The 14,178-nt window shown below is 67.0% G+C and carries 14 protein-coding genes; 2 read left to right on the forward strand and 12 right to left on the reverse strand.

All coding sequences use genetic code 11. The annotated features are described in order from the left end of the window. Positions 1-160: 160 nt before the first annotated feature. From ASE67_RS05490 to ASE67_RS05540, 11 genes are all read right to left on the reverse strand, one after another. Complete coding sequence (locus tag ASE67_RS05490) at positions 161-1,987, reverse strand: methyl-accepting chemotaxis protein (protein ID WP_055757621.1); 1,827 nt, start codon at positions 1,985-1,987, stop codon at positions 161-163. A 103-nt stretch (positions 1,988-2,090) separates the two neighbouring features. After that, positions 2,091-3,245, reverse strand: a complete 1,155-nt coding sequence (locus ASE67_RS05495; protein WP_082456965.1) for a murein hydrolase activator EnvC family protein — start codon at positions 3,243-3,245, stop codon at positions 2,091-2,093. Further along, positions 3,242-3,664, reverse strand: a complete 423-nt coding sequence (locus ASE67_RS05500) for a 23S rRNA (pseudouridine(1915)-N(3))-methyltransferase RlmH (RefSeq protein WP_055757623.1) — start codon at positions 3,662-3,664, stop codon at positions 3,242-3,244. Before ASE67_RS05500 ends, ASE67_RS05495 begins: the two co-directional genes overlap by 4 nt. Positions 3,665-3,676: 12 nt before the next feature. Further along, positions 3,677-4,030, reverse strand: a complete 354-nt coding sequence (rsfS, locus tag ASE67_RS05505) for a ribosome silencing factor (protein WP_055759176.1) — start codon at positions 4,028-4,030, stop codon at positions 3,677-3,679. Positions 4,031-4,065: 35 nt separating this feature from the next. Continuing rightward, positions 4,066-4,689 (reverse strand): nicotinate-nucleotide adenylyltransferase, encoded by a 624-nt coding sequence (locus ASE67_RS05510; protein ID WP_055757625.1) that lies wholly within the window; start codon positions 4,687-4,689, stop codon positions 4,066-4,068. Then, entirely contained in the window at positions 4,686-4,985 is a 300-nt protein-coding gene (locus tag ASE67_RS05515; protein WP_055757627.1) for a type II toxin-antitoxin system RelE/ParE family toxin, read from the reverse strand. The genes ASE67_RS05510 and ASE67_RS05515 overlap by 4 nt, the downstream gene beginning before the upstream one ends. Continuing rightward, complete coding sequence (locus ASE67_RS05520) at positions 4,973-5,233, reverse strand: hypothetical protein (protein WP_055757629.1); 261 nt, start codon at positions 5,231-5,233, stop codon at positions 4,973-4,975. Before ASE67_RS05520 ends, ASE67_RS05515 begins: the two co-directional genes overlap by 13 nt. A gap of 31 nt (positions 5,234-5,264) precedes the next feature. After that, on the reverse strand, positions 5,265-6,527 hold the full coding sequence (locus tag ASE67_RS05525; RefSeq protein WP_055757631.1) for a glutamate-5-semialdehyde dehydrogenase: 1,263 nt from the start codon (positions 6,525-6,527) through the stop codon (positions 5,265-5,267). A 128-nt stretch (positions 6,528-6,655) separates the two neighbouring features. Then, the gene (locus ASE67_RS05530; RefSeq protein WP_055757633.1) at positions 6,656-9,961 is read right to left on the reverse strand and encodes a TonB-dependent receptor domain-containing protein; all 3,306 of its coding nucleotides are present in this window, start codon (positions 9,959-9,961) and stop codon (positions 6,656-6,658) included. 222 nt (positions 9,962-10,183) lie between these two features. Then, positions 10,184-11,356: an acetyl-CoA C-acetyltransferase gene (locus tag ASE67_RS05535; protein ID WP_055757636.1), complete on the reverse strand. Its 1,173-nt coding sequence runs from the start codon at positions 11,354-11,356 to the stop codon at positions 10,184-10,186. 15 nt (positions 11,357-11,371) lie between these two features. After that, the gene (locus ASE67_RS05540; protein WP_235511801.1) at positions 11,372-12,439 is read right to left on the reverse strand and encodes an alpha/beta fold hydrolase; all 1,068 of its coding nucleotides are present in this window, start codon (positions 12,437-12,439) and stop codon (positions 11,372-11,374) included. A gap of 30 nt (positions 12,440-12,469) precedes the next feature. Here ASE67_RS05540 and phaR point away from each other — a divergent pair, with 30 nt between their 5' ends. Further along, a complete protein-coding gene (gene phaR / locus ASE67_RS05545) occupies positions 12,470-13,063 on the forward strand; it encodes a polyhydroxyalkanoate synthesis repressor PhaR (RefSeq protein ID WP_055757640.1) in 594 nt (197 codons plus the stop codon). Between the two features lie 36 nt (positions 13,064-13,099). Here phaR and ASE67_RS05550 read toward each other — a convergent pair whose 3' ends face one another. Beyond that, positions 13,100-13,900, reverse strand: a complete 801-nt coding sequence (locus ASE67_RS05550; RefSeq protein WP_055757642.1) for a class I SAM-dependent methyltransferase — start codon at positions 13,898-13,900, stop codon at positions 13,100-13,102. 27 nt (positions 13,901-13,927) lie between these two features. On the opposite strand from ASE67_RS05550, the gene ASE67_RS18125 reads away from it, so the two are divergent. Beyond that, complete coding sequence (locus ASE67_RS18125; protein ID WP_055821510.1) at positions 13,928-14,119, forward strand: hypothetical protein; 192 nt, start codon at positions 13,928-13,930, stop codon at positions 14,117-14,119. The last annotated feature ends 59 nt before the right edge of the window (positions 14,120-14,178 follow it).

A 14,178-nucleotide genomic window follows, 5' to 3' on the forward strand; every position in this document is an offset into this window, starting at 1 on the left:
CATAAACGTCAGGATACTTTCGACTGCGGTACGTTTGCCACACTAGCGGTAAAACGTGCCGCGATCAAAGCGCTGTCTGACGGTGAGCGCCGCACTGGCCGTCATCCCGGAAAGGTGCGGGTTCGCCTGCGACAACCCACCGCCAGCGACGACCAGCCCCTCAGAACGACGACCAGTCATCCTCCTCCATGGCCAGCGCGGTATTGCCCGCCACGCGCGGTCGCATTGGAACCACACTCGTCGGGCGCGACGGTGCCTGGCGGGCAGGTGCAGCGCGCGGCGGGGTGTCTCCCAGGCGGAAGCTGGTGATCTGCCGGGTCATGCCGTCGGCATCGGAGGCGAGACTGCGCACCGCCGCCGTCGCTTCCTCGACCATCGCCGCGTTCTGCTGCGTCATGCCGTCCATTTCCGACACGGCGGTGTTGATCTGGTGCAGGCCGGTCGCCTGCCGTTCGGCGGAGGCGGCGATGTTGGCAACTAGCCCGTCGATCTCGCCGATGCGGTTGATGATCCGGGCCAGCGCCTCGCCGGTTTCGCCGACCAGCTGCACCCCGGTGCCGATCTGGGTCGACGACGCGGTAATGCGGGTCTTCACGTCCTTGGCCGCATCCGCCGATCGCTGCGCCAGCGCGCGCACCTCGCTTGCGACGACGGCGAAACCCTTGCCCGCATCGCCCGCGCGCGCCGCCTCGACGCCGGCGTTCAGCGCCAGCAGGTTGGTCTGGAACGAGATGCCGTCGATCACGCTGATGATATCGCTGATCTCGGCCGAAGCGTGTTCGATGCCGCGCATCGCCTCGACCGCGCGGCGGACGATCTCACCCGACTGGTCGGCCTCGTGGCGGGCCTCGCCGACGATCCGGTTGGCCTGTGCCGCCCCGGCGGCGGTTTCGCGGACGGTCGAGGTGATCTCGTCCATCGCCGCCGCCGTCTCCTCCAGGCTGGCGGCCTGCTGCTCGGTGCGCTGCGACAGGTCGTCGGATGCCTGGCGGATATCGTCGGCGCCGTTGTTGATGCTGCTCGCCGCCTCGGTCACGGTGGAGAGCGTGGTCTGCAGCGCGGTGACGGCGGCGTTGAAGTCCGCCTTGATCCGCGCGAACGGGCCGGTCAGGTCGGCATCGACGCGCGAGACCAGATCCCCTTCGGCCAGCCGTGCCAGCGCCGTGCCGAAGCTGTCGACGATCAGCGTCGTCTGCTCCCCCTTGGCGCGTTCGGCCGCGATCAGCTGGTCGCGCAGGTCGCGCGTCGCGCCGGCCAGCTGGCCCAGTTCGTCGCGCCGCCCGTTGACCGGAATGGTGACGGCCATGTCGCCCGACGTCATGCGCTGCAACGTGCCGACCAGCGCGAGCAGCGGGGCCACCACGAAGCGGCGGGTGGCAAAACCGATGGCCAGGATGACGCCGAAGGTCGCGATGGTGGTGGCGGCCAGCAGCAGCTTGGCGAAGGTTGCGGTTGCGGTGGCCTGTTCACCGACGTCGCGGAGATGTGATTCGATCGCGTCGGACAGCGTGCTCATGCCGCCCTCCAGCTTCTCGAACGCTTCGAGAAACCCCGGCAGCAGCGCGGTTGCCCGCGCCGGGTCGGTGGCGGCGGCATCGGCGATACGCCCGGCGGTGTCGATATAGGCATCGACCAGTGGCGTGATCCGGCGGGCCTGCGCCACGACCGCCGGAGCATCGCTATAGGCCGCGTCGGTCTGCAACGCCTTGCGCAGCGCAGCCGAGTCCTCGACCAGCGCCCGGCGATGCTCGGCGAGATCGAGGTCGCCGGCCGATGCCGCGCGCAGTACCGACAGCACGTCACCGCGAATCGTGTCGTGCATCATGTCGGCGGTCATGTGGTTGCGCAGCAGGGCCGATCCGCGCGTGATGTTGGCACGGGCGTCCGCCTGCTGTCCGTTGGACCAGACACTCGCCCCGGCGGAACCGAGTACCAGCAGCGCAATGGCGGCGATCGCCGCCAAAACCATCCGGTTGATCGAGTGCATGCTGCGGTCCTTCCGAATCGTGTCGTTCGGTACGTTATGGACTGGATTCAGATAATATACGGTTACGCGGCTGTTGACATTTCTGAGAGGTGTTGTCGGCGCCCTACAGCATCGCCGCCAGATCGACCGGTACACCGCGCCGGCGCAGCTCGATCGTGACCGGCGGTGCGTCACCCATCGGTGCGCGACCGATCGGCGTGCCGGCGACCACTCGGCCGTCGACCGGGCCCATGCTGGCCGCCAGCCCGGTGACGGTGGTCGTCCAGCCATCGCCATGGTCGAGGATCACGACCCGGCGATATCCGCGAAACCGTTTGCTGAACGCGATCCGGCCCGGCGCAGGGGCAAGGACCAGCGCACCGGGGGCGACGGTCAGCGTCAGCCCGCGCGCCCGCACCCCGCTGTCGCTGATCTCGCCAAAGCCGGTTGCAACCGCACCGCGCACGGGCAGGCGATAGGCGGGCGGGGGCAGGGGCGACGACGTGCCTTCAGGGCGGGGCAGGGGGCCGGGCAGCGCGGCCAGCGCGGCGCGCGTGTCGCTCGCCTCGCCCAGTTCCTCCAGCCGGTCGACGATATCGCGCGCCTGTTCACCTAGCGCGATCGCGCGGTCGGATTCGACCATCGCCCCGCGGGCCAGTGCGCGTGACCGCAATCGCTGTGCCGCCTCCGCCCGCACCAGCGTCAGGCGTTCGCCCTCCAGCCGCGCATTGCTGGCGGCCAGTGCCGACAGCGCGACGCCGGCCTGCGACCGCAGCCGTGCGGCATCGGCCACGCGCACGCGGACGGCGGCGGTACGCTGCTGCATCACCGGCACGACTGTCCCCAATACCGCACGGACATGGACCAGATCATCGGTCGATCCCGGCTGCGCCACCGCCAGCCAAGCCGGGCGCGTGGCGAGCGATTGCAGCGCCCCGACCAGCCGCGCGACCGGCGCCTGCCCCGCCGCCAGATCGGCACGGCGCCGGTCGAGCAGTTCGCCGACCAGCGCGACCCGCGCCCGCGCCGCCCGTGCGTCCGCCTCCGCCGCGGCGATTCGTGCCGTAAGCGCGGCCTGCGCCGCCCGGGTCCGTTCCGCCCCGGCACGGGCGGCACGGGCCGCTTGCTCCAGTCGCCGGGACCGTATGGCTGCCTCGGCCGCGTCGCGGCGGGCGGCCGACAGTCGCTCGCGCCCGGCGGCGACCGGATCGTCCCGTCCCCACGCCGCCGCCCCCGCCAGCGCGGCGATCGCGGCGATCAGGGCGACCGCGCGCCTCATCCTTCGCGGTGATAGGGGTGGCCGGCCAGGATGCTGGCCGCGCGCCACAATTGTTCGGCCAGCATCGCGCGGGCCATCAGGTGCGGCCATGTCGCCTTGCCGAACGCCAGCAACAGGTCGGCCTGCGCCCGCTGCGCATCGTCGAAGCCGTCCGCTGCACCCAGTAGGAACCGCGTCTCGCGCACGCCATCGTCGCGCCATCGGCCCAGCTGCGTCGCGAACGCCAGCGACGGCAGGTCGCGGCCCTTTTCGTCCAGCATGACGATGCGCGTGCCGGGTTCGACCGGCGGCATCCTGCCCCCGGTATCGGGCAGTTCGGTGATCTTCGTCGGCCAGCTGACCCGCTTCAGATAACGATCGATCAGCTCCCCCTCGGGACTACGCCCGATCCGCCCGCGCGCGACGATATGCAGCAGCACGGGCGACCGGGATCAGGCGTGCGCGGTCGGGTTCAGCGTATCGCCGAACGCCCACATCCGCTCCAGATTGTAGAAGGTGCGGACTTCGGGACGGAACAGGTGGACGATCACGTCGCCGGTGTCGATCAGCACCCAGTCGGCGGTCGGCAGTCCTTCGATCCGCGATGGACGACCGAATTCGGCCTTTACCCGTTCGGCCAGCTTCTGCGCCATCGACGCCACTTGGCGGCTCGACCGGCCGCTGGCGATCACCATGTAATCGGCGATGCTCGATTTGCCGGCGAGCGGGATCGACACCGTTTCGACCGCCTGGTCGTCGTCGAGGCTGGCGAGCACCATGCGATGCAGCGCTTCGGTCTCGGTCATGGCATCGGTCGGGTCGGTAGGGGTCGGCAAGTTCATCAGCTTTCAGGGGCCTGTGCGCCGGACCGGTCGGACGGGATCATCCGGCGGTGCCAGGCGGGATCGGCGGCGCGGATTGCGGTCGCCGACGTCGGATCGGGACGGAAGCGCAAACGGACCAGTGCCGGCAAACTCCACATCGTCCATCGTTTCGCCTGGCCTGCGGGCCGCGCATGGCGCCGCAACCAACCCATCGCAGGACTAGCGAGGGCCTTACCCTCATAGCCCGGACGCGCGATCACCGCAATCGCCACCGTCCGCGCGATTCCGCGCCAATCGCGCCAGCGGTGAAAGTCCGCCAGATTGTCCGCGCCCATCAACCAGACGAAGCGATGCTGCGGATACAGCCGCACCAGTTTGCGCAACGTGTCGACGGTATAGCGCGTGCCCAGCCGCCGCTCGATCGCCGTTGGGCGGATCGGCGCGTGGCGTGCGACCCGCCGCGCCGAAGCGAGCCGCGCGGCCAGCGGCGCCATGCCGGCGGCGGGCTTCAGCGGATTGCCCGGTGACACCAGCCACCACACCTCGTCCAGCGCCAGCGCACGCTTCGCCGCCAGCGATACCCGGCGATGCCCCTTGTGCGCGGGATTGAACGATCCGCCGAGCAGGCCGATGCGGCTCATGCCCGCGAAAACCCGTCGTCCCGCCAGTTTCGGCGTTCGTGCAAGACGCGTAAAATAGCCACCTCCTCCTGCTCGATGGTATAGAGAAGCACATAGGGGGTGCCAAAGGTCCGCCAGACCCGGACATTCTCGCCGAGCGATCGACCGATGGCGGGATATTCGCACAATCGACCGGCCGCGGCGGAAACGCTATCGAGGATTCGAACCGCCGATGAACCGGCATCCTGCTCGATCAGATAGGTGTCGAGATCGGTCAGGTCGCGGAGCGCCGAAGCGGTCCAGATCAGTCCTGGCATCGCGCGCGGTGGCGGGCGATAATTGCATTCAGGTCCCGCATCACGACCTCATGCGGGATCGTACGGCCATGCCGGAGGTCGTTCAGCCCAACCTGTGCTGCGTCCAGCAATCGCTCTTCGGACATCGCGGCATCCTGCAACAGCGCGGCGGCCACATCGCCGATCGATTGACCGCGCGCCGTTGCCAGCCGTTGCACGATGGCGGCGGTCGCGACGTCGAGGGTCGTGGTCAGCGAGGTTTTTTCCATGCCCACAACCTATGCCCCGCACCCGCCGCCATCAAGGGCGGGTCTGGCCGTTCCCCCGCACGATCCACTTGTACGTCGTCAGCCCCTCCAGCGCGACCGGCCCCCGCGCATGCAGCCGCCCGGTCGCAATGCCGATCTCCGCGCCCAGCCCGAATTCGCCACCATCGGCGAATTGGGTGGAGGCGTTCCACATCACGATCGCCGAATCGACCCGCGCCAGGAAATGCTCGGCGGTCGCGGCATCCTCGGTGATGATCGCATCGGTGTGATGCGAGCCGTGCGCGGCGATATGCGCGATCGCGTCGTCGACGCCATCGACCAGTTTCACCGACAGGACGGCATCGAGATATTCGGTGTCCCAGTCGTCGGCGTTCGCCTTGAGGATATCGGGATGGAGCGCCTGCACCTCGGCGTCGCCGCGCAGTTCGCATCCGGCAGCGATCAGCCCGGCCAGGATCGGCCGCGGGTCGCCATAGGCGCGGTCGATCAGCAGCGTCTCGGTCGCGCCGCATACGCCGGTGCGCCGCAGCTTGGCGTTGACGACGATCGCCTCTGCCATCGCCGGATCGGCGGCGCGGTCGACATAGCTGTGGTTCAGCCCGTCGAGATGCGCCAGCACCGGCACGCGCGCCTCGGCCTGCACCCGCGCGACCAGGCTCTTGCCCCCGCGCGGCACGATCAGGTCGATCATCCCCTCCGCCGTCAGCATCGCGCCGACCGCCGCGCGATCGGTCGTCTGGATCAGCTGCACAGCGCCGTCGGGCAGGCCAGCGCTCGCGAGGCCCTGCGCCATCGCGGCATGGATTGCACGGTTGCTGTGGATCGCCTCGCTCCCGCCACGCAGGATCGCGGCGTTGCCCGCCATCACCGCCAGCGCGCCGGCATCGGCGGTGACGTTCGGGCGACTCTCATAGATGATGCCGATCACCCCGATCGGCACGCGTACGCGCGACAGCGTAAGTCCGTTCGGCCGTTCGCTGCGATCGATCACGTCGCCAACCGGATCGGGCAGCCCCGCGACCGCCTCGACCCCTGCCGCCATCGCCTCCAGCCGGGCAGGGTCCAGCCGCAACCGGTCGAGCATCGCGCCCGACAGACCGTTCGCTTCGGCTGCGGCAATATCCTGCGCATTGGCGGCAAGGATCGCAGCGGCGTCCGCGCGGATTGCGTCGGCGGCGGCACGAAGCGCGGTGGCCTTGGCGGCAGTTGGCGTCACGGCCAGCGTTTGCGCTGCGGTTCGGGCGGCGGTGCCAATCTTGGCAAGCAACTGGGATGCGGTGTTGGGATCGGTCATGAAAGCTCTTCGGCGACGAATGCCTCGATGTCGCGCAGTTTGCCCGTCAGGTCCAGCCGCGTACCCGCATAAAGAAAAGGGCGGGGGATTGCTCCCCCGCCCTAGGATAATCGCCATTCGCTACCGGATCAGAAGCGTGCGCGGAAACCCGAATAGAAGCTGCGACCGCGATAATCGTAAATCGCCGAGCCGGCACCCGTCGCCGTCGAGCCGAGCGGCGGGGCCTGGTTGAACACGTTGTCGACGCCTGCGAAGAACTGCAGACCGTCCCGACGCGTGTCGCCGCTGCCCTGCACACCGCCCACGTTCCATTCGAACCGAAGGTCCGAATAGGTGATGACCGGATATTCCTGCGGCGAGGTCGCGTCGATGTTTGATGCCGGCAGACCGTTCACCCCGCTCCGGAACGATTCGTAGGCACCGGTGAACTGCTCGCCGATGAAGCGGAAGCGATAACCGAAGTTGAAGTTCTTGATGCCCAGATCAAAGTCCGCCCGGAACTCGTCCTGCGGATCGCCCAGTTCGCTCATGATCCGGTTTTCGAAGCTTGGGTTGGTCACGTCTTCGAAATTGCTGCGCTTCAACACATGCACATAGAGCAGGTTGGTCGTCAGGCTCACGTCCTGGCTCAACCGTGCGCGATAGATCAGCTGGGTATCGATGCCGCGCGCCTGGCGCTTGGCGAAGTTCAGCGGTGCCACGATCAGCGAGTTGCCCAGGATCGCGCCTGGCTGTTCACCGTTCGGGCCAGTGCCCGGACCGGCGAAACGCGTGAAGGCGCTGCAGAACACGTTGTTCAGGGTCGGGAAGTCGTAGCAGTTGTTGAGGATCTGCTGTGCGCTGACGCTAGTGATGATACCGTTCACCGTGATGTCGTAATAATCGACCGTCAGCGAGAAGCCTGGAAGGAAGCGCGGCTGGAACACGGCGCCCAGCGTGTACGAGTCGGAGGTTTCCGCCGCCAGGTTCGGGTTCGACCCGCTAACGATCGGCAACGAGTAGGTAACCGATCCCAGATTGGCGAGATTGGCGCCGACGGCGGTCGTGCAATTGGCGCGACGCGTCGTGGACCCACCATTGATCGCGGTGATGTTGCAGGGATCGGTAACCGACGAGAAGTTCGGGACCAGCGGGAAGCCGGTTTCCGACACGTTCGGCGCACGAACTGCACGCGCATAGTTGCCGCGCAGGCGGATGTCGCTGATCGGCGACCACTGCACGCCGCCGTTATAGGCATAGACGGTGCCCGTGCCGCCCTTGTAATCCGACACGCGACCGGCACCGGTCAGCGACAGTTCGTGGAAGAACGGAACTTCCTTCAGCAGCGGGACGCGAAGTTCGCCATAGGCTTCCTTCACTTCGAACGACGGCGGATCGAACACGGGGATCGAAACGGCGTTGTTGAAGCCCTGCGTCGTGAACGGGTCCTGACGGTAGAACGCCTTCTCCCGGCGATATTCACCGCCGATGGCGAAGCCGATCGGGCCGCCCGGCAGTTCGAACAACTGGCTCAGGTCGCCCGACATGAATGCCTGGCCGACGATCTGTTCCAGGCTGGATTTGGTCGAGAAGGCGCTGCTGAAATAGGCGATGGCATCGGCGTTGCCCGTGCCGGCCCCGAACGGGTTGTACGGACGGCAGGCGGCGATGTCGGCAGCAAGGCGTGCGGCGTTGGCAGCGCGGTTTGCAACCGAGACGCCATCCGTCCGTGCGTCCGCCACGGCAGCCGACGCGTCGAATTGCGAGCGGCACTGGATGGCGCCGGTCACCGGGTTGCGACCGGCATCCATCGCCAGCGAGAAGCGCTGGCGGTCGATATAGCCTTCGGTGATCGACGACTGATCGAACCGGCCGTAGTTACCCGAGATTTCATAGGACCAGTCGTCGTTGAACGTACCGCGCACGCCCAGAACGGCGCGATAGGTATCGCGACGGAACTTTTCGTCACGCAGGCCGACGTCCAGCAGGTTCTTGGCCAGAATGAAGCGATAGGTACCGGCGGCGATCGCCGCCCGGTCGGCGGCGGTGAGGTTGCCGGCGGCGGGGCACTGCACCGTCAGGCTCGGGTTGCAACCCGAGTTGAGGATGAGGTTCGAGAGCGTCGTACGGTCCGTTGCATTTAGGAACGGGTTGTCCAAGCGCGGACGTTCGCGGAAGTCGCCGACATTGCCCTGGTTGCCCGACCCCGTCTGGATGAACGTCGGACCGGCATTGTTACCGATGGCTTCACTGCGGCTGAACTTGCCTTCGAAGAATACCTCGAATGCCGGGCTGAACTCGAAATGCGACAGCAGGTTAAAGTTGTAGCGCTGCAGTTCGGGCAGAACCGACAGCGTGCGGCCTTCGCGGCCGGTCTGGCCATTGCCGCCGATGCGGCTTGCGTTGATGCCGGTGCCGAACGGCGTGCCGGTCTGCTGGACCAGACGCCCTTCGGGCGTGAAGAGATAGTTGCAGCTGAACGCCAGACCCGAATTGTTCGGCGCGCCGTTGTTCGCTGCCGTCGCGTTGCCGCAGGCACCGTTGGCTGCATTGCGCTGGTTGATCGGGATCAGGCCGTACGGATTGATCGTGCCGCTGCGCACGTCGCGCAGGAAGATCGCGTCGGGGAATCCGTCGCTACCGTTGGGCAGGCCGCCGGTGTCAGCGTCGACCGTGAACAGGCCGTCCTGCTGGCGGAACGCCGGCACGTCCGACGCGAACACCCGCTCCTGGCGCGAATATTCGCCGTGCAGTGTGATGTTGCCTTTGCCATCGGCGAAATTGCGGCCGGTCATCGCCGAGATATACTGCGATCCGCCAAAGCCAGCACCGGCGATGCTGGCCGATCCGCGAATCTGCGAACCTTCATACGAACGACGCAGGACGAAGTTGACGACGCCGGCAATCGCGTCCGAACCGTATACCGCCGAACTGCCGCCGGTGACGATATCGATCCGTTCAACCAAGTCGTTGGGGATCGAACTTACGTCCACTACAGACGCGTTGGACAGGATATCGGCAGCGACGTGGCGGCGACCGTTGACCAGTACCAGCGTGCGCGCCGTACCCAGTCCGCGCAGATCGAGCAGGTTCAGGCCGGCGATGCCGATGCCGAGACCCGGATTCTGCTGCGAGAAGGTGCTGCGCAGCTGCGGCAGATCGTTTAGCAGCTCACCGACATTCTGGTCGCTGCTTTGGAAGATCACGTCGCCCGCAATCGAGGTGATCGGCACGTCGGCGGTCAGGTTCGGCGTGCGGATGCGCGATCCAGTGATCGTGATGGTTTCGGCGGGCTCTTCCTGACAGATGGCGCGCGGATCGTCCGGCAGGCACTGATCTCCGGGAGTGGCCGCATCGGCGGCGGTTCCGGTCGATCCAGTCTGCGCAAAAGCGGCATGCGGCAGCAGTGCGACGCTGGCGAGCGCCGTCGCACCGAGAAGTCGGTTGAAGTTCATGATTGGCCCCGTTTTATGCCGGTGTCACGACCGGCGCTGGGCACAGACAATATCGCTACGGGCATTCAGGCAAGACACGTCAGTGCACCAACGTGTTTTCGCAACATGAATGTGATATGAATGTCACATTACAGTAATGTCATGTTGGCGCACTGACTTAGTGAATAATAAAATTACATTGAGATGTAATTAAATTATTTGAACATATGGTTTAGGATTTGCCTACCGCTCCAAACACATCGCAATACCCATACCGCCGCCGATGCACAGCGTCGCAAGGCCCTTCTTCGCGTCGCGACGCTTCATCTCGTACAGCAGAGTCGTCAGCACGCGGGCGCCCGAGGCACCGATCGGGTGGCCGATGGCGATCGCGCCGCCGTTCACGTTCACCTTGTCGGCGGTCCAGCCCATGTCCTTGCCGACGGCCAGCGCCTGTGCGGCAAAGGCTTCGTTGGCTTCGACCAGATCGAGGTCGTCGACGCTCCAGCCGGCCTTTTCCAGTGCTTTGCGCGAGGCGGGGACGGGGCCGATGCCCATGATCGACGGATCGACGCCGGCGGTCGCCCAGCTCTTGATCGTCGCCAGCGGTTCGAGGCCGCGCTTGGCGGCTTCGTCGGCCGACATCACGACCAGCGCGGCGGCGCCGTCGTTCAGGCCCGATGCGTTGGCGGCGGTCACCGTGCCGTCCTTCTTGAACGCGGGGCGCAGGCCCGACACGCCGTCGATGGTCGCACCGGCGCGGATATATTCGTCCTGGTCGACGATCGTATCGCCCTTGCGGCCCTTGATGGTGACCGGGGCGATCTCCTCGGCAAAGCGGCCTTCGCTGCGCGCAGCTTCCGCACGGTTCTGCGAGCGGACGGCGAATTCGTCCTGCTCGCCGCGGGTCAGTTCATACTGCGCCGCAAGGTTCTCGGCGGTGATGCCCATGTGATAGCCGTTGAAGACGTCGGTCAGGCCGTCCTTGATCATGGTGTCGACCATGGTGCCGTCACCCATCTTGGTGCCAGCGCGCAGCTGGACCGCGTGCGCGGCCAGCGACATGCTCTCCTGTCCGCCGGCAACGACGATAGTCGCATCGCCGGTCTGGATCGCCTGCGCCGCCAGCGCCACCGCGCGCAGGCCCGATCCGCAAACCTGGTTGAGGCCCCATGCCGGCACTTCCTTGGGCAGACCGGCTGCCATCGATGCCTGCCGCGCCGGGTTCTGGCCGTGCCCGGCGGTCAGCACCTGGCCCAGGATCACTTCCGAGACATCCTCCGGGGCGACACCGGCCTGATCCAGCGCGGCGGCGATCGCCTGCCGACCCAGCTCGTGCGCGGGCACGGTGGCAAAGGCCCCGAGGAAGCTGCCGACGGGAGTGCGCTTGGCGGCAACGATGACGACTTCGGACATGGGCAATCCTTTTCCCTAAGGGTTTGGCTGCTCTCTACTGCGCGGCACGCCGCTTAGCCAGTGCGCAAGCGGTTCCCACAGGACGCTACGGCCGCGGCGGCCGACGATCATGCCGACATGTCCCGCCGGCACGATCCGCCGGTCGGGCAGGCCGATCGCGCTGGCGGCGGGAACGATGCGATCGTTCTCGGCGACGAATTCGACCATCGGCACTGGCGGGCGCGACGCGACGATCCGGCCATCGACGCACCAGCGCTCCCGGCCGGGCAGGTCGGCATCGAACAGATCGTCGAACAGCTCGCGCGCCGCGGCATAGGGGATCGGCGCGCCGCCATTGGCCCAATCCTCCAGCGCGACGAACGCCTGCCCCGCTGGGGCGACGGGGTCGAGATCGGCGAACTGCACGAACTTTTCGACCGTGCGCGCCGGATCGATCTGCCAGAACATCGATTGCAGCAATTCCATCGGCAGCAGCCCCAGCCGCTCGGCGGTCGGCTGGGCGGCGGTCCATACGTCGGCGATCGCGGCGCGCCCGGCATCGCCAAACCCGTCGAAGCGCCACGGCGTCGCGATCAGCGCGATGCCGGCCACAGGCACGGACGCTGCAGCCGCGAGCGCGATGGTGCCGCCCAGGCAATAGCCAACCAGCAACGGCGGTTCGTCCAGCGTCGCACACAGCCGCGCCACCACCTGCGCATGATCGCCAAGGTCCATCGCCCGGTCGCCCGGCACCGGCGTGGTCCAGTCGACCAGCAGCACCCGCAGCCCCTGTCCGGCCAGCCAGCGCAGGAGCGAATTGTCGGGTGCCAGGTCGAGGACGAACGGCGGATTGATGAGCGACGGGATCACCACCACCGGTCGCCCGGTCCCGCCATAGTCGCGCAGCACGATCCGGCCGTCGCGCGCCACGGCGTCCGGCATCGGCGTCGCCGGCAGGCGCGGCGCGTCCTGGTATGCACGCAATCCCGCCAGCGCGCGGGTGCGGCGATCGGGGTCGTTCAGCGTTTCGCTGCGCAGCATCGACAGAAAGAGCGGTAGCGGGCGTGGCCCGTGTTGCGGCGCGGTATCAAGCGGTGTACCCATCCTGTCATCTTTCGCGCAAAGGTTTTTCCCATGAAGAAGGCAGCGGCCGACGGCAGCCCCGTCATCATCAAGAAATACGCCAATCGCCGGCTCTACAATACCGAGACGTCCTCCTACATCACGCTCGAACATCTGGCGGCGATGACGCGCGAGCATCGCGACTTCAAGGTGGTCGATGCGAAGACCGACGATGACATCACGCATAATGTGCTGACGCAGATCATCATGGAAGAGGAAAGCCGGGGGCAGACGCTGCTGCCGGTCAGCTTCCTGCGGCAACTCATCACGCTGTACGGTGATTCGATGCAGGCGATGGTGCCAGGCTATCTGGAGGCGTCGATGGACAGCTTCCGCCGCAACCAGGAACAGTTCAAGACGGCGGTCGAGGGCGCGTTCGCCCATTCGCCCTTCGCCGAGATCGCCAAGCGCAACCTGGCAATGTTCGAAGCGGCGGCGCATGCGTTCCAGCCCGGTGCGGCTGGTGCAGCCGGAGCAGCCGGTGCAGCAGGCGCCGTGCCGACCCCAGCGGCCGCCACGACCGAAGCGCCGGCCAAGACCGATGAGATGGCCGCGTTGCGCGCCGAACTCGCCCGGTTGCAGGACAAGGTGGACAAGCTGGGGTGAACGGGGCGGGGCGGGGCGGTGCCTCGCCCCCCGCCCTCACTTCGGCTTGACGAACCGTAGCGTCATCCGATCGCTCTCGCCGATCGCGGCATATTTCGCGCGATCGGTGTCGCCCAGCCGATAGGTCGGCGGCAGCGTCCAGACGCCTTGCGGCCAGTCGGCGGTGTCCTTCGGGTTCGCGTTCACGTTCGACTTGCCCGCCAGCTTGAACCCGGCCTTGGTCGCAAAGGCGATGACCGAGCTTTCCTTCATATAGCCCGATTTCTCCTCAGCCGCCGCGTCGCGCGCTTCGGGCAGGCGGTGTTCGACCACGCCCAGCAGGCCGCCTGGCTTCAGCATGCGGAACATTGCGTTGAAGGCCGCCTGTGCCTGATCGGTGCCGCCGAAGCGCCAGTTATGGACGTTGCGGAAGGTCAGCACCTTGTCCGCCACGCCATCGGGCACGCCAGCCGTTCCGGCAGCGGCGGGGAAGGCCACGACCTGCACCTTGCCGAAGGCGGTCGCGTCGCGCGCCTGCAGCTTCGTTACCATTTCGGCGGTGCGCGGCAGCGGGCCGGCAGCGATATAGCGGCCCTTTTCGCGCAGCATCGGTGCCAGGATTTCGCTGTACCAGCCACTGCCCGGCCAGATTTCGACCACGGTATCGGTCGGCTTCACCCCGAAGAATGCCAGCGTTTCGGCTGGATGGCGATAGCGATCGCGCGCGACATTGGCCGGGCTGCGCAGCGGCGAGGCGATTGCACCGGCCAGCGCCCCGCGCGGTTCCTGTGCCGGGGCGGGGGAGAGGGCGACCAGCGCGACACTTAGGGCTGGCAGCAACAGGGCGGTTCGACGCATGGGGAAATTCCTTGACGGGAGGAACGGGTGGACGACGCACACAGGCTGTTATGGACGATTGCGGGCGTGGCGGCGATGCTCTTTGCGGTGTCGATACTGGCGGAACGCCGCCGTACGCTGCGCCGCAATCCCGATCGGGTCGGCTGGGTGCCGTGGACGCTGGTGCAGCTGATCGCGGTGCTCGTGGTCGTATTCGCGGCGGCGATGGCGTTGAAATAGTCGGCCTCGTACGACGTGCCTTAGCACAGCCTTAGGCCTCACGCGGTTCCTGTCCTGTC

The sequence above is a fragment of the Sphingomonas sp. Leaf23 genome, from assembly GCF_001421585.1.
Lineage (GTDB): Bacteria > Pseudomonadota > Alphaproteobacteria > Sphingomonadales > Sphingomonadaceae > Sphingomonas.